Origin of the sequence: Mycolicibacterium tokaiense (genome assembly GCF_010725885.1) — a bacterium.
GTDB lineage: Bacteria > Actinomycetota > Actinomycetes > Mycobacteriales > Mycobacteriaceae > Mycobacterium > Mycobacterium tokaiense.
On record NZ_AP022600.1, the window covers coordinates 3,455,426 to 3,470,834 of the forward strand.

At 68.5% G+C, this 15,409-nt stretch carries 15 protein-coding genes; 8 read left to right on the forward strand and 7 right to left on the reverse strand.

The window, feature by feature from the left end; translation table 11 throughout:
• Positions 1 to 3: 3 nt before the first annotated feature.
• Positions 4 to 417 carry a TIGR03667 family PPOX class F420-dependent oxidoreductase gene (locus G6N58_RS16850; RefSeq protein WP_115277950.1) on the reverse strand — a complete coding sequence of 138 codons (414 nt, stop codon included), beginning with the start codon at positions 415 to 417 and terminating at the stop codon, positions 4 to 6.
• A gap of 23 nt (positions 418 to 440) precedes the next feature.
• On the opposite strand from G6N58_RS16850, the gene G6N58_RS16855 reads away from it, so the two are divergent.
• A complete protein-coding gene (locus tag G6N58_RS16855; protein ID WP_068915758.1) occupies positions 441 to 1,082 on the forward strand; it encodes a nitroreductase family protein in 642 nt (213 codons plus the stop codon).
• On the opposite strand, the gene G6N58_RS16860 is transcribed toward G6N58_RS16855, so the two are convergent.
• Entirely contained in the window at positions 1,083 to 1,547 is a 465-nt protein-coding gene (locus G6N58_RS16860; RefSeq protein WP_068915759.1) for a tRNA (cytidine(34)-2'-O)-methyltransferase, read from the reverse strand.
• 251 nt (positions 1,548 to 1,798) lie between these two features.
• Here G6N58_RS16860 and G6N58_RS16865 point away from each other — a divergent pair, with 251 nt between their 5' ends.
• From G6N58_RS16865 to G6N58_RS16885, 5 genes are read left to right on the forward strand one after another with little or no spacing between them, the layout of a single operon-like run.
• Complete coding sequence (locus G6N58_RS16865) at positions 1,799 to 4,342, forward strand: ATP-binding protein (RefSeq protein WP_232067895.1); 2,544 nt, start codon at positions 1,799 to 1,801, stop codon at positions 4,340 to 4,342.
• Complete coding sequence (locus G6N58_RS16870) at positions 4,339 to 4,746, forward strand: roadblock/LC7 domain-containing protein (protein ID WP_068915761.1); 408 nt, start codon at positions 4,339 to 4,341, stop codon at positions 4,744 to 4,746. Before G6N58_RS16865 ends, G6N58_RS16870 begins: the two co-directional genes overlap by 4 nt.
• Positions 4,747 to 4,752: 6 nt before the next feature.
• Positions 4,753 to 5,115, forward strand: coding sequence for a DUF742 domain-containing protein (locus G6N58_RS16875; protein ID WP_068915762.1), 363 nt, complete (start codon positions 4,753 to 4,755; stop codon positions 5,113 to 5,115).
• A complete protein-coding gene (locus G6N58_RS16880) occupies positions 5,096 to 5,674 on the forward strand; it encodes a GTP-binding protein (protein ID WP_068915763.1) in 579 nt (192 codons plus the stop codon). Before G6N58_RS16875 ends, G6N58_RS16880 begins: the two co-directional genes overlap by 20 nt.
• Complete coding sequence (locus tag G6N58_RS16885) at positions 5,671 to 6,225, forward strand: pentapeptide repeat-containing protein (protein ID WP_115277948.1); 555 nt, start codon at positions 5,671 to 5,673, stop codon at positions 6,223 to 6,225. The genes G6N58_RS16880 and G6N58_RS16885 overlap by 4 nt, the downstream gene beginning before the upstream one ends.
• Positions 6,226 to 6,328: 103 nt before the next feature.
• Here the strand turns inward: G6N58_RS16885 and G6N58_RS16890 are convergent, their stop codons facing one another.
• Both G6N58_RS16890 and G6N58_RS16895 read right to left on the reverse strand, forming a co-directional pair.
• On the reverse strand, positions 6,329 to 8,932 hold the full coding sequence (locus G6N58_RS16890; RefSeq protein WP_115277947.1) for an FHA domain-containing protein: 2,604 nt from the start codon (positions 8,930 to 8,932) through the stop codon (positions 6,329 to 6,331).
• Between the two features lie 43 nt (positions 8,933 to 8,975).
• Positions 8,976 to 10,157, reverse strand: a complete 1,182-nt coding sequence (locus G6N58_RS16895) for an NADH:flavin oxidoreductase (protein WP_068915766.1) — start codon at positions 10,155 to 10,157, stop codon at positions 8,976 to 8,978.
• Positions 10,158 to 10,214: 57 nt separating this feature from the next.
• On the opposite strand from G6N58_RS16895, the gene G6N58_RS16900 reads away from it, so the two are divergent.
• Together G6N58_RS16900 and G6N58_RS16905 are read left to right on the forward strand one after the other, a co-directional pair.
• Positions 10,215 to 11,063, forward strand: a complete 849-nt coding sequence (locus G6N58_RS16900; RefSeq protein ID WP_179968220.1) for a bifunctional methylenetetrahydrofolate dehydrogenase/methenyltetrahydrofolate cyclohydrolase — start codon at positions 10,215 to 10,217, stop codon at positions 11,061 to 11,063.
• 2 nt (positions 11,064 to 11,065) lie between these two features.
• A complete protein-coding gene (locus tag G6N58_RS16905) occupies positions 11,066 to 11,341 on the forward strand; it encodes a DUF3017 domain-containing protein (protein ID WP_068919643.1) in 276 nt (91 codons plus the stop codon).
• Between the two features lie 55 nt (positions 11,342 to 11,396).
• Here the strand turns inward: G6N58_RS16905 and G6N58_RS16910 are convergent, their stop codons facing one another.
• Genes G6N58_RS16910 through G6N58_RS16920 form a run of 3 tightly spaced genes read right to left on the reverse strand, consistent with a single transcriptional unit; the run spans position 11,397 to position 15,378 of the window.
• Entirely contained in the window at positions 11,397 to 12,509 is a 1,113-nt protein-coding gene (locus G6N58_RS16910; RefSeq protein ID WP_115277945.1) for an ABC transporter substrate-binding protein, read from the reverse strand.
• Positions 12,506 to 14,269 (reverse strand): ABC transporter permease, encoded by a 1,764-nt coding sequence (locus tag G6N58_RS16915; RefSeq protein WP_232067896.1) that lies wholly within the window; start codon positions 14,267 to 14,269, stop codon positions 12,506 to 12,508. The genes G6N58_RS16910 and G6N58_RS16915 overlap by 4 nt, the downstream gene beginning before the upstream one ends.
• Complete coding sequence (locus tag G6N58_RS16920; RefSeq protein ID WP_115277943.1) at positions 14,266 to 15,378, reverse strand: ABC transporter ATP-binding protein; 1,113 nt, start codon at positions 15,376 to 15,378, stop codon at positions 14,266 to 14,268. The genes G6N58_RS16915 and G6N58_RS16920 overlap by 4 nt, the downstream gene beginning before the upstream one ends.
• Between the last annotated feature and the right edge of the window lie 31 nt (positions 15,379 to 15,409).

Below are 15,409 nucleotides of genomic sequence, written 5' to 3' on the forward strand. Positions count from 1 at the left end.
CGGTTAGCCCTCGGTGGGCGTGGTCCATACCTTGTCGATGCTGATCGCGAGGCGGGTGCTGTAGTCGCCCATCACCTCGGTCAGCCCCGCCTGCGCCGCGAGGGCTTCGTACTTGGCCCAGTAGGGGCCGTCGTCGCGGCAGTCGACGCCGTCGGCGTCGATCCGTGCGGTGCCACCGACGACGATGATGCCGCCGCCCCGGCCGTCGGAATCCAGGTTCAGGCTCACCTGCGGATGCCGCCGGATGTGGGTCACCTTGGCCGCGTTCGGCATGGTGTAGACGAACAGCTCCGTCCCATCGAAGAAGAACCAGATCAGCCTGGGTACCGGCAGCCCGGATTTGGCCACGGTGGTCAGCCATCCGAAGTCGTCGCCCGTGAGACGTTCGGTGACTTCCGGAGTCAGTTCAGCGGTCATGGGTGCGAATGTAGTCTCCGATCATGACCCTGCACCTCACTGTCGATGAACTGCTCACCACCACGCGCTCGGTTCGCAAACGGCTGGATTTTGACAGGCCGGTACCGCGGGAAGTGCTGCTGGAATGCCTGGATCTGGCGCTGCAAGCTCCCACCGGCTCCAACTCCCAGGGCTGGCAGTGGATGTTCGTCGAGGATGCCGAGAAGAAGAAGGCCATCGCCGACGTGTACCGGATCGCCGCGACGCCGTATCTGGAGCAGGAGAAGCCCAGCTACGGCGACGCCCGCGACGAACGCACCCCCAAGGTGGTCGACTCGGCCAAGTACCTCAACGAGCATCTGCACGAGGTGCCGGTGATGCTGATCCCGTGCCTGGAGGGCAGGCCCGACGGAGCACCTGCGGGGATGAGCGCCGGGTTCTGGGGCTCACTGCTGCCCGCGGTGTGGAGCTTCATGCTGGCGTTGCGCTCCCGTGAGCTGGGGTCGGCCTGGACCACGCTGCACCTGATGGGCGACGGGGAGAAGCAGGTCGCCGACATCCTGGGTATCCCGTTCGAGAAGTACTCCCAGGGTGGGCTGTTCCCCATCGCCTACACCAAGGGCACCGACTTCAAGAAGGCCAAGCGGCTGCCCGCCGCCGACCTGGCGCACTGGGACACCTGGTGACTACACGGCGCCGGTGAAACCGTGCTGGCGCCAGGCCTCGTACACCACCACCGCCGCCGCGTTGGACAGGTTCAGCGACCGCCGGCCCGCCAGCATCGGGATCCGCAGCCGCTCGGTGATGTGCGGGTCGGCCAGGGTCTGCTGATCCAGGCCGGTGGGTTCGGGTCCGAACATCAGAACGTCGTCGGCCTGGTAGGCGATGTCGGCGAAGGACGTGGTGGCGTGCGCGGTGAAGGCGTACACCCGACGGGGTTGCAGAGCCTCCCACGCGGCGGGCAGCGACGGGTGCACCGTCACCGACGCGAGGTCGTGATAGTCCAGACCGGCACGTCTCAATTTGGGCTCGGAGAGATCGAATCCGAGGGGTTCCACCAGATGCAGCGCAGCACCCGTCGCCGCGACCATCCGAATTGCATTTCCGGTGTTGGGTGCGATGCGGGGCGAATAGAACATCAATCGGAACATCACCCGATGATGTCAGTTCGATCACGAATTGTTTGCTCCGGATCGGTTTTCCGTACTTTCGCGGCACCGGGGCGGTCGCGCTGTTCATGCAGAACTGTGCAGTCGCCGTCCCTGCCCTGTCATACTTCAAGAATTGCCAGGCGAATTGAGCACACGCGCGGGTCGAATTAGCAGGAAAGTCACATGAATCAGGCGCAGACACCACGCGGCGGCGCGCAGCATTGCGCGCCCCGGGACACGGACGCGTCGCGGTGACCCACGATTCACCCGCCCCCATGTTCGACCAGCCCGGGTTGATCCCGCCGGCCGGACCCGTCATCCGCAAGCCGGCCCGCTGGTCACTGAGCAACTGGCCGGTGCGCTGGAAAGTGGCGGCCATCGCGGCGATCCCGTTGCTGCTGGCCGCGGTGTTCGGCGGCGTCCGGGTGTACGCCAGTGCCGTGGAGGCACGTGACCTGGCAGCGGCTGCGGACCGCACCGAGCTGGTGCCCGCGATCGACGACTACATGGCGGCGCTGCAGGATGCGCTGGTGGCCACCGCATCCGGCGGTGACACCGCCACCGCCGATGCCGACTACCAGGCCCGCAGCACCGAACTGCAGGAGCGGGTGGATTCCGTCGACCCGGTGTCCGATGTCCGCCTCGCGGTCACCGATCTGCTGACGCTGGGTCGGCAGCTGGTTGCCGACGCCGGCAGCTCGTACCTGCCCGAGCAGGTGAGTTCGTTTTCCCCCTTGCTGCTGACCGCCGAGACCGCGATCACCGGCTCGGTGCGGGGGGCTGATGAGTCCGTCCGGGTGCAGGCCGAGGGCCTGGCGCGGGCGGTCGGTGCGCGCGGCCAGATGGCCATGCAGCGCCTGCTGGTCCAGTCCGGCGGCGCCGTGGGCGAACCGGAGCTGCGGTCGTCGATGGTGGCACTGGCCGGCACCGAACCGTCCACCGTGCGCGGCATGGCCGAACTGTTGGGCCCGACCTCCGAGGAGGCCGCCGCCCTGCGCTCGCAGATGGTGCAGCGGCTCGACATCCTGTCCGACCCGGCAGCCCCGCTGACCGGTAACCCGCAACTGCTGCAGTCCATCCAGACCACCGACGACATCGCGGCGCGCCTGGTGGACGACACCGCCTCGGGCATCACCGCCGCAGTGCGCGACGAGGCCGCCGACGCACGTGCTGACGCGATCCGCGACGCCGCGGTGGTGGTGCTCACCTTCCTGCTGGTGGTGCTGATCGTCGTCCTGGTGGCCCGCTCGCTGACCCGCCCGCTGCGGCGGCTGCGCGACGGCGCGCTGAGCATCGCCCACCGGGACCTGGTCGACGAGATCGAACGTGTCAAAGCCGGTGACGAACGCGAGCCTGACCCACTGCCCATCCACACCACCGAGGAGATCGGGCAGGTGGCACACGCGGTCGACGAACTGCACACCCAGGCGCTGCTGCTGGCCGGGGACGAGGCGCGGCTGCGGGTGACCGTCAACGACATGTTCGAAACCATGTCGCGACGCAACAAATCGCTTGTCGACCAACAGTTGTCGCTGATCGACCGGTTGGAGCGCAACGAAGAGGACCCCGGACGTCTCGACAGCCTGTTCCGGCTCGACCACCTGGCCACCCGGATGCGCCGCAACGGCGCCAACCTGCTGGTGCTCGCCGGCGCCCAGATCAGCCGCGAACACAGCGCCCCGGAGCCGCTGGCCTCGCTGATCGCGGCGGCTGCCTCCGAGGTGGAGGACTATCAGCGGGTGCACACCCGCGCCGTGCCCGACTGTTCGGTGGTCGGCTCCGTCGCCGGTGACGCGGTACATCTGCTGGCCGAGCTGATCGACAACGCCCTGCGGTACTCACCGCCCAGCGCACAGGTCCGGGTGAATGCCGTGCACACCAGCAACGGCGGTGTCCTCGTCGACGTGGAGGACGACGGCCTGGGGATGACCGACGGCGACCTGCGGATCGCCAACATGCGGTTGACCGCCGGCGGTGAGGTGACCCCGGACAGCGCACGGCACATGGGCCTGTTCGTGGTGGGCCGGCTCGCGCGCCAGCACGGCATGACCGTGCAACTACTGGTCGGCGACACCGGCAGCGGGACCAAGGCCCAGCTCTACGTCCCGCCAGAACTGCTCGAGAACGTCACCGTCGCCCCGCAACCCGAGCCCGAACCCGAACCCGCGCCCCCGGCTGTTGCGCCGTCGCTGTTCGAGGCCCCGGTGCCCGAGCCGGCTGACGAATCCGGCACTGCGCTGCCCCGCCGGACGCCGGGATCCAGCGGCATCACCGGCGAGCCCCCGGCTGCCGATGAGCAGCCCGCCTGGTGGCCCGGTGAGGGTGCCGCGCGCAGCGGCGCACCCGCCGACACCTCCGAGTTCTTCTCCTCCCGCAGGCGCGCGCAGTGGGAAACCCAGGAGGAGACTGGGCACACCGAACCCGAGCCGGCCGAGCCCGCCACCTCCGACGTCGACCTGATCTACCAGAACATGATGTCCGAGTGGTTGGTGGACCCCGAAGACCTGCAGCAGCTGGCCACCCCACAGGATTGGAAGTCGGTGTGGGACAACGGCTGGGCCACCGCGGCCGAGGTCGAGGACGTGCCCGTCGAGACGCACACCGACCACGGGCTGCCGGTGCGCCGGCCCGGGGCACGCCTGGTGCCCGGCGGCACGTCGGCCGGTGCGCCGGAACAGACCTCTGAACGCGACCCCGACGCCATTCGCGCGTCCCTGGGTGCACACTTCTCCGGTGTCCAAGCCGGGCGCACCCACGGCAGCGACACCCCGACCGAAGGACCCGATCAGACATGACAGCGTCGCAGGAGAACCCGCTGGACTGGCTGGTGTCGAAGTTCGCCCGCGACATCCCGGGGGTGGCGCACGCGGTGCTGGTGTCGGTCGACGGTCTGCTGATCGCGTCCAGCGCGCACCTGCCTCCCGAACGCGCCGACCAACTCGCCGCCGTCACCTCCGGGCTGGCCAGTCTGGCGGCGGGTGCCGCGCAGCTCTTCGACGGCGGTCGGGTGCTGCAGTCGGTGGTGGAGATGGACCACGGTTACGTCCTGATCATGCAGGTGGGCGACGGCAGCCAGCTGGCCACGCTGGCGGCGAAGAACTGCGACATCGGGCAGGTGGGCTATGAGATGGCGCTGCTCGCCGAGCGGGTGGGCGGTGTGGTGTCCGCCACCCGTCGGCAGGCTCCGCAGACCTCGTGAGCCGCGATGGCGCCCGCTGATCCCGACCCTTACCGTGAGGCCAGCCTGGTCCGGCCCTACACGCTGACTTCCGGTCGCACCGACACCACCGTCGACCTGCCGCTGGCCGCGCCCATCCAGGCGGTGGGCGCCCACCGCTGGCCGTCGGGTGACCTGCGTGCCCGGATCGTCGACCTGTGTGTCGAGAGCCCGTCGGTGGCCGAGATCGCCGCACGCCTGGATGTCGCGCTCGGTGTTGCCCGTGTCCTGGTCGGAGATCTGGTCACGTCGGGTTACCTTCAAGTGCAGACGACGCTGACCGACGCGTCGAGCGCCGACGAACGTCGTGAACTGATCGGAAGGACGCTCCGTGGGCTACGCGCACTCTGACACGGCCCGGCGTGACGCCGCGTCCACCAAGATCGTCATCGCGGGCGGCTTCGGCGTGGGCAAGACCACGTTCGTGGGTGCGGTCTCGGAGATCATGCCGTTGCGCACCGAGGCCATGGTCACCAACGTCTCGGCCGGCGTCGACGAACTCGCCGCCACACCCGCAAAGTCGACCACCACCGTGGCCATGGACTTCGGCCGGATCACCCTGGGTGAGGACCTGGTGCTGTACCTGTTCGGCACACCGGGGCAGCGCCGCTTCTGGTTCATGTGGGACGACCTGGTGCACGGGGCCATCGGCGCCATCGTGCTGGTGGACACCCAGCGCCTGCAGGACAGCTTCGCTGCCGTCGACTTCTTCGAGGACCGCAAGATCCCGTTCATCGTGGCCGTCAACGAGTTCGACGGCGCGCAGCGGTTCGCTGTCGAGGAGGTGCGGGCGGCGCTGGCGCTGTCCGAGCGCATCCCGGTGATCACCGTCGACGCCCGTGACCGCGACTCCGCCAAGCATGCGCTGATCGCCGTCAGTGAGTACGCGCTGGAGTCGCTGTCGGCGTGACCGGATCCTGGATCGACCGGGAGTTCGTGGGTGAGGACTTCCGCGACGACGACCTGGTGGGGCTGCGCACCGAGCGCGCGGTGTTCACCGACTGTGATTTCAGCGGGGTCAACCTCGCCGAGTCCGAGCACACCGGGTCCGCCTTCCGCAACTGCCGCTTCGACCGGACCTCGCTATGGCACAGCACGTTTCGCGGGTGCAGCCTGATGGGCTCGGTGTTCTCCGACTGCCGCCTGCGGCCGGTCACCTTCGACGAGGTGGACTTCACGCTGGCCGTGCTGGCCGGCGCCGACCTGCGCGGGGCGAATCTGACCGGGTGCCGGCTGCGCGAAGCCGGGCTGGTGGAGACCGATCTGCGCAAGGCGGTGTTGCGCAACGCCGACCTGTCCGGCGCCCGAGTGCGCGGACTGAAGCTCGACTCCGCGGATCTGCGTGGCGCGCGGGTGGATCCGGACCTGTGGACGCAGGCGTCGCTGCGCGGGGCGCGCATCGACCTGCCGCAGGCGCTGGCCTTTGCCGCCGCCCACGGGCTGGACGTGCACGGCGACTGACTTTCCGCCGCCCGTTTTCCGGCACACATGTGTGCTCAGATAGGCCCGGACCGGCGTGTCGCGGAGTAAACCGCACAGTTGTCGAGTGCCGCGGAGGTGAACCTCAAGCAGCCTTGAGCCGGATCTTCCACCGCACGAAGCCGAGATAGGCGATGCACAGCGCAACCAGCATGCCCATGTCGAAGTACCACGCCTTGGTGGTGTGCTCCCACAGCGCGTCCTTGGGCGTCAGCGGCCCGGGCACCAGGTGGATCAGGTCGACCGTCGACGCCGAGGCGGCGAATCCCCAGCGGGCCGGGGTGATCCAGGACAGCTGATCGAGCACCAGGCGGTCGGTCACCGGGATCATGCCGCCGGAGAACACCAACTGGCTCATCACCGCCACCACCAGCAGCGGCATGATCTGCTCGGCCGACTTGGCCATCGCCGACAGCGCCAGACCCACCATCGCGGCGGTCACCGTCGTCGCACCCATCACCACGAACAACTCCGCGGTGGGCGGCAGGAACGAGACCGAACCCTGCGTCGGGCCGCCCTTGCCCAGCACCGCGATGGCCGTGACGATCGAGGACTGCACGATCGCGAACACCGCATAGATGCACACCTTCGCCAGCAGGTAGGCGGTGGTGGACAGCCCGACGGCCTGTTCGCGGCGGAAGATGGCGCGCTCGCCGATCAGGTCACGCACCGTCAGCGCGGTGCCCATGAAGATCGCGCCGACGTTCAGCAGCACCAGGATCTGGCCCGGCTCGTTCGGGGCGTCACCCAATGGGTCGGGCACGCCGAAGCCGACGGTGCCGGGCACCGACAGCGACAGCACACCCATGATGAACGGCAGCAGTGCCAGGAATATGAAGTAGCCGCGGTCGGAGATGATCAGGCGCATCTGCCGGCGACCGATGGTCGAGAACTGCCGCCGGAAGCTGGTCTTGGCGGGCTTGCCCAGATCCCCGGGTTCCTCGGTGGAGGCCTCCGCCTCCGGGGCGGGCCCGGTGCGCTCGATATAGCGTCTGCCCGCCTCGTCGGGGTCGCCGGCGACGGTGGAGAAGATGTCAGCCCAGTTGGTGGTGCCCAACTGCGGACCGATCTGGCTGGGCGGTCCGTAGAACGCGGTCTTGCCGCCGGGGGCCAGCAGCAGCACCTGATCGCAGACGTCGAGGTAGGTCAGCGAGTGCGTGACCACCAGCACCACGCGTCCGGCGTCGGCCAGCTGGCGCAACATCGTCATGACCTGGCGATCCAGCGCCGGGTCCAGACCGGAGGTGGGTTCGTCGAGAATCAGCAGCGACGGTCCGGTCAGCAGCTCGAGGGCCACCGATGCGCGTTTGCGCTGACCGCCGGAGAGCTTGTCGACGCGGGTGTCGAGGTGCTTGGTCATCTCGAGTTCCTCGAGGACCTGCATGACGACGTTCTCGCGGTCTTCCTTCGTGGTGTCCGGCGGCAGCCGCAGCTCGGCGGCGTACATCAGGGCCTGGCGCACGGTCAGCTGGCCGTGCACCACGTCGTCCTGCGGCACCATGCCGATCCGGGAACGCAGCGAGGCGTACTCGGCGTGGATGTCGTGGCCCTCGAAAGTGACCCGGCCGCTGGTCGGGTGGGTCAATCCGGCGACCTGCTTGGCGAAGGTCGACTTGCCGGCACCGGACGGGCCGATCACCGCGGTGAGCGTGCCGGGCCGCGCGTCGATGGAGATGTTGTTGAGCAGCGTCTTGTTGTTCTCGATGGTCCAGGTGAGCCCGCGGACCTCGAGGCCGCCGGTGCGGGTGGCAGCCTGGGTTTCCGACCGCCGCGCCAGCGTGCCGCCGGTGAACACCAGGTCGACGTTGCCGATGGTGACGACGTCGCCCTCACGCAGCGTGGCCTGCTCGACCCGCTGGCCGTTGACGAACGTGCCGTTGATGCTGCGGTTGTCGATGATTTCGGCGCCACCGGCGGAGGGCACCAGCGTCGCGTGATGCCGCGACGCCAGGACGTCGGGGATGACGATCTCGTTGTCGGTGGCGCGACCGATCTTGATGCCGCCCGCCGGCACCTCGGGAGTGCGACCCGGGCGCAGGATCTTGAGCATGCTGGTTGCGAGGTTGCCGTCGCCGGTGCTGCTGGTGACCGAGCGCGGCGGGATGGCCGTGGGCCCCATCTGGGTGGGCATCGCGCCCGAGGCGGGCGGATGCGCGGTCGGGTGCGCCTGGCTGGGGTAGTGCGTCGGAGGCGGCGTCACGGGTGGGCGCGCTCCGGTCGGGTACTGCGGAGGACGCGAGACCGGCGCCGGCGCCGGGGACTGCCACACGCCGCTGGCCGGGTAGTGCGGGGGCTGATAGTTCGACGGGGTGGTCCCGGTGACAGGCCGGTGCGCGACGGGCACCGCCGCGGTCTGCGGGGGAGTGCCCACCGCGCCGGTGTGCCGGCCGACCTCGAACTCCAGCCGGGGGCCGTCGGGGTTGCCGATGTTCAGCGCCAACCCGTCGTGCAGGTCGACGCTGGCGACCCGCCGATTGTTGACGAACATGCCGTTGAGCGAGCCGTTGTCGATCGCGATCCAGCGTCCGTGATCGAAGCGCAGCACCAGATGGGCACGCGAAATCAGCGGGTGCGCGATACGAACGTCTGCGCGCAGGTCACGGCCGACAACAACATCATTGCCTGCGGCGAAATTACGCGAAGACCCGTCGTGCCGAACGGTCAGTGCAGGTGCGACTGGTCGAGACATCGCGTCAACTCTAACCGCAGGGCTCCATTCGATGCGGGTGCGCTCAACGGTCCGGCGCGCCGGTCAGCACGCAGTGGGTGTGGCTGTAGATGGTCGGCATGCACAGGTTGCAGTGTGTGCACTTCGACCGCACCGAGCTGTCGGCGCGGATCCGGTTGATCAGGTCGGGCTCGGCGAGCACCGCGCGGCCCATCGCGACGAAGTCGAATCCCTCGGCCATCGCCTTGTCCATGGTCTCGCGGTTGGTGATGCCACCGAGGAGGATCAACGGCATGGTGAGCTCGGCGCGGAACAGCCGCGCCTCCCGCAGCAGGTACGCCTCGCGGTAGGGGTACTCGCGCAGGAACTTCGTGCCCATCATCTTCACGCCCCACCGCATCGGCGGCTTGAACGCACCGGCGAACTCCTTGACCGGGGCGTCGCCGCGGAACAGATACATCGGGTTCACCAGCGAGCTGCCCGCGGTCAACTCCAGGGCGTCGAGGCCGCCGTCGTCCTGCAGCCAGCGGGCGGTCTGCAGTGACTCCTCGGTCGAGATGCCGCCGCGCACGCCGTCGGCCATGTTGAGTTTGGCGGTCACGGCGATCTGGTCTCCGACCGCGCGCCGGACTGCCAGCACGGTGCCGCGCGCAACTTTCGCCCGGTTCTCCAGCGAGCCGCCGAACTCGTCGTCACGCCGGTTGAGCAGGGGAGAGAGAAACGAGCTGGCCAGATAGTTGTGCCCGAGGTGGATCTCGACGGCGTCGAAGCCGGAGTCGATGGCCAGCCGGGCGGCGTTCGCGTGCGCGTCCATGACAGCGCGGATGTCGTCCTTGGTGGCCTTCTTGGCGAACCGCATCGACATCGGGTTGAAGAACCGCACCGGTGCCAGGGCCTGGGCCTTGTTGGTCTTGGCGTTGGCGACCGGTCCAGCGTGGCCGATCTGCGCGCTGATGGCCGCGCCTTCGGCATGGATGGCCTCGGTGAGCCGGCGCAGCCCCGGGACCGCTTCCGGGCGCATCCAGAGTTGCCAGCCGTCGGTGCGTCCACCGGGGGCGACGGCGCAATAGGCCACCGTGGTCATGCCGATGCCACCCGCCGCGGGCTTGCGGTGGTAATTGATCAGGTCGTCGGTCACCAGCGCATCAGGGGTGGCCGCCTCGAAGGTCGCGGCTTTGATGATGCGATTGCGCAGCGTCAGCGGCCCGAGCTTCGCGGGACTGAACACATCTGGGCTGGTGTTCACTCTGGCACTCCAACACGGTGGCGGGGCAGTGTCAATGGATCTGAAACAATGGCCGCTGTGGGAGCACAGGTGCTGGACGGCAAGGCCACGCGCGACGAGATCTTTGTCGACCTCAAGGAACGGGTGGCGGCGCTGACCGCTCAGGGGCGCACCCCTGGTCTGGGGACCATTCTGGTGGGTGACGATCCGGGGTCGCAGGCCTACGTGCGGGGCAAGCACGCCGACTGCGCCAAGGTGGGCATCAACTCGATCCGCCGGGACCTGCCCGCAGACATCAGTCAGGCGACGCTCGACGAGACCATCGATGAGCTGAACGCCAACCCGGAGTGCACCGGGTACATCGTGCAGCTGCCCCTGCCCAAGCATCTGGACGAGAACGCCGCGCTGGAGCGCGTCGACCCGGGTAAGGACGCCGACGGTCTGCACCCCACCAACCTCGGTCGCCTGGTGCTCAACGAGCCTGCGCCGCTGCCGTGTACCCCGCGCGGCATCGTGCACCTGCTGCGCCGTTACGAGGTGGAGATCGCAGGGGCGAACGTGGTGGTGATCGGCCGTGGCGTGACGGTCGGGCGGCCACTCGGGCTCCTGCTGACCCGTCGGTCGGAGAACGCCACGGTCACGTTGTGCCACACCGCAACCCGCCATCTCCCGCAGCTGGCACGCGAGGCGGACATCATCATCGCCGCGGTCGGGGTGCCGCACATGGTGATCCCCGAGATGGTCAAGCCCGGCGTCGCGGTGGTCGACGTGGGGGTGAGTCGGGTGGACGGCAAGCTCACCGGCGACGTGCACCCCGATGTGTGGGACGTGGCCGGGTTCGTCTCCCCGAATCCCGGCGGCGTGGGCCCGCTGACGCGGGCGTTCCTGCTGACGAATGTTGTTGAGAGGGCCGAGAAGTCGCTGTGAGGCTGCGGGCGCGGCTGCAGAGTCAGTGGCCGATCGTGGTGGTCGGGCTGATCTTCGTGGCCGCGTTCGTCCTGGTGGCGGCCGGCTACTGGCGCCGCGGGGCGTTGCTGATCGGGATCGCCGTGGGGGTGGCGGCGGCGCTGCGTCTGGTGCTTCCCGACGATCGCGCCGGGCTGCTGGCGGTGCGGACCAAGACCATCGACCTCATCACCACGGGTTCGGTGAGCGCCGCGGTGGTGTACATCGCCTGGACCATCGACCGGCTGGGCACCAGCTGACAACACGGGCCGCGGAGCGTGTGCTCCGCGGCCCGGTCGGTGTTCGATGGGTGGGTTACTCGTTGTAGCCGAACATCGCATTCCAGGACCGTTGATCCTGCTCGGCCCATTCGATCGACTCGGCCGGGGTGATGCGGTGCACCCGCGGGTCGTCGAAGTCGGGCAGCTGGACCCCCCGCACCACCGGTGCCGGAACATCTTGTCGCACAGAGTATTCGCCGATGTCGCGGAGCACGTTCTGGCCACGCTGTGAGAGGTTCCAGTTCAGGAACACCTTGGCGGCGGCCAGGTTGGTGGCCGTCGAGGCGACTCCGGTGTAGTAGTCGTAGGCGGTGACGCCCTCGTCGGGAACGACGAAGTTCACCGGGGCGTTCTCGTTCACCGCGATGTTGACGCTGCTGACCACCACGGTGCCGGCGTCGATCTCACCCCGGGCCAGGCTGTCCAGTTCGGCTCCGAGGGAGTCGAACACCCGGGCCTGAGCGGCGTAGGCGCGCAGATAGTCGTCGCCCAGCACATCCCGCTGGAAGCGGGTCAGCGCCAGCGCGCTGCCGCCGGCGCCGGCCTGCGCGATGCCCAGCTTGCCGGCCCACTGGGGTCCCAGCAGGTCCTGCCAGCTCTTCGGTGCGTCCTCGGGATCCACCAGTGCGGTGTTGTAGCCGAACGTGTAGATCGGGTCAAAAGTCCGGTAGTAGTTGCCGTTGTCGAACACCACGTCGTCGCGCAGGTTGGTCGCGGTGGGCGGGGTGTAGGGCTGGAAGACCCCGCGTCGGCTCAGCCCCGAGACGAAGCCGGCATCGGAGATGCGCACCACGTCGGCGTTGAGCTTGCCCGCACCGTGTTCGGCGACGATGCGCTCGTAGAGCCGGTTGGGGGTCAGGCGGACCAGCTTGACGTCGAGCCCGGTGTCGGCTTCGAACTGCTCCAGTACGGTGGCCTCGCTGTCGGCGGTGTAGCCGCTGTAGAGAGTGATGTGGCCTTCCTCTTGGGCCGCCGCCCAGAGGTCGGGATCGGCGATCTGCTCACCGTTGATCACCAGCGCGGTGTCGCGTTCGATGGTGTCGGCGGGCCGGGCCAGCTCCGGCGTCGGGGGCGGCGGCGAACAGGCGGCCAGAACCGTTGCGACCGTGGCGAACCCGAGGGCCAGGCGGGCGGACAACTTCCTCATGAGATCTCCTTGGAGCCGAAGCGGCGGGCGAGCACGGCCAGCACGCCGATGACGGCGCAGTACAACAGGCTGAGTTCGGCCGCGGATTGGAACGACCCGTTGTCGTAGGCGTCGAAGATGGCGATCGACAGCAGCCGGGTGTCGGAGGTGAACAGGAACAGCGCGGCGGTCAGCTCACGCATCGCGAGCATCATCAGCAGCAGGAAGGTCGACGACAGACCCACCCGCAGCAGCGGTGCGGTGACGAAGGTGATGGCGCGGTGCCTGCGGGCGCCGAGCATCACCGCACTGTCCTCGAGGTCCTTGTCCAACTGGACGATCGAGGCCGACACCCCGCGGTAGCCCTGCGGCAGGAACACCGCCACGAAGGCGATGACCAGCACCGCCAGCGTGCCGTAGACCGGGATCGGCAGCGCCAGCCACGTCCACAGCAGGCCCAGGCCCAAGACGATGGCCGGTACCGCCAGCGGCAGCATGGCGACGTACTCGAGAAGTTTGCGGCCCGGCGCCTTGGTGCGGTAGCGGGTGTAGGCCAGAGCGAAGCACAAGGCGGTGCCGATGCCGGCGGTGGCCACACCGACCACCACGCTGTTGATCACGACCTGGTGGAAGTCGCTGCTCTGCAAGGTCTGTCCCATGTTCCACAGCGACAGTGCGCCGGGTGAGCCGAGCTGACCCAGGTTGGCGACGTAGGGGCTGGTCTGCATGGCGGCGACGATGAGGGCGAGTACGGGCAGCAGCACGGCCAGTACGAAGTACGCCCAGGCGAAGACGGCGGCCGGGGTGCGCCAGCCGCGCAGTGAAACCTGGCGGGCCCGTACACCTTTACCGCTGACGGTGGTGTATTCCTTGCCGCCCATGGCCCGTTGTTGGAAGGCCACCACGACCACCAGCAGGACGGTGAGCACCACGGCGAGTGCGGCGGCGTCGTTGGAGCGGGCCGGTGAGGCGTTCATCAGTCGGTAGATCAGGGTGGGCAGGGTGTCCACCCCGCCGGGGACGCCGATCACCTGGGCGACGGGGAAGTTCTCAACGGTCAGCGCGAACACCAGGATCGCCGAACCCAGCACTGCGGGCATCACCAGCGGGAAGGTGACCTCCCGCAGCATCCGGCGCACCGGGGCACCGTGCAGGCTGGCCGCATCCTCCAGGTCGGGGTTCATCAGCGACAGTGCGGAGTGCACCATGAGGAAAGGATATGGGGCGTAATATAATCCGAGCACAAAGATCATCCCGGTGAAGCTGTAGATGTCGATCAGATGGGGCATTCCCATCGCTCCGAACGCCAGGTTCAGGTACCCGGTGGCCGGGCCGGCCAGCAGCGCCCAGGCCAGAGCGCCCACCAATGCGGGCAGGAACAGCGGCATGATGGCGATGCCGTAGATCAGTTTGCGGCCCGGGATGTCGGTACGGGCGGCCAGGAACGCCAGCAGGCAGCCGATGATCAGCGCCACCGCCGATGAGCCGATGCCGACGGCGGCGGAGTTCAGCAGCGCGGTCTGCGCCGTACCCGAACCCAGCACCGCGAAGTTGTCGAAGGTGAAACTGCCGAAGTCGAACAGGTTGTCGCGCTCGGTGTTCTCGCTGAACGCTCCGGCGAGGATGAAGAACATCGGGCACAAGACGATGACGGTCAGCACCGCCAGCTGGATCAGGACGGGCATGGTGCCGCGTAGTCGGAGCCGGCGGCGGCGCGGCGGTTCACCGGCCGGCGCGGTCGACGTCTGCGGTACCGGTGGTGTTACGGTGGGAGCGCTCATGCCGTCACCACCGCGACGTCGGTGCGGTCGTCGATCAGCAGTTGGGCCGCGCCGGGGCGGGCGGTCACGATGGCCGATTCACCGATCCCCAGCACCGGGCTGCCGTTGCCGGTGGCAACGGCCTCGATCTCGGGGCCGTTGTCCAGGGTCACGCGGTAGCGGATCGAGGCCCCTTGGTAGCTGGCCACCTCGACGCGACCGGTCCAGTGTTGGCCCTGCGGTGCGGGTTCGGTGATACCGGTGACCAGCAGATCTTCGGGCCGCAGGCAGACCACCAGTGGCCCGTCGGCAGCGGGGGATTCGTCGGTGGCCACCGTGATGGCGGGGTGGTCGTTGAGCAGATAGCTCTGCCCCGACGAGGCGGCCGAGGCGGCGAAGATGTTGCCGATGCCGAGAAACTGAGCGATCGAGGCGCACGAGGGGTTCTTGTAGATCTGTTCGGGCGAACCGATCTGGACGATCCGGCCCTTCTGCATCAGGGCGATCCGGTCGGCCAGGGCGAAGGCCTCCACCTGGTCGTGGGTGACGTAGACGGTGGTCAGGCCCAACCGCAGCTGAAGTTCGCGCAATTCCATGCGCAGACGCTCGCGCAGTCGCGCGTCCAGGTTGGACAGGGGCTCGTCGAGCATCAGGACGCTGGGCCGCATGACCAGGCTGCGGGCCAGCGCGACGCGCTGCATCTGCCCGCCGGAGAGCTGGCTGGCGCCGCGGTCGGCCAGGTGGCCGAGGCCCACCAGGTCCAGAGCTTCCGAGACCCGCTGCTGGGTCTCGGACTTGCCCACCTTCTGCATCTTGAGGGCGAAGCCGACGTTCTGGGCGACAGTGCGGTGCGGCCACACGGCGTAGGACTGGAACACCATGCCGACGTTGCGTTTGTGGGGTGGCACCGACTTGCCGGTGGTGCTGTCGTGGACCACCCGGTCGCCGATGGTGATGGTGCCGATGCTGGGTGTCTCCAGCCCGGCGACGCAGCGCATGGTGCTGGTCTTGCCGCAGCCGGATTGCCCCAGCAGCACCAGGGATTCGCCGTCGGCGATGTCGAGGTCGAGATCGCGGACCACGGTGTTGCCGTCATAGGAGAGCGTCAGGTTGTCGATGGTGACTTTCATGATGTCCTTCTGTGGTGTGGGTGGCGGTGGA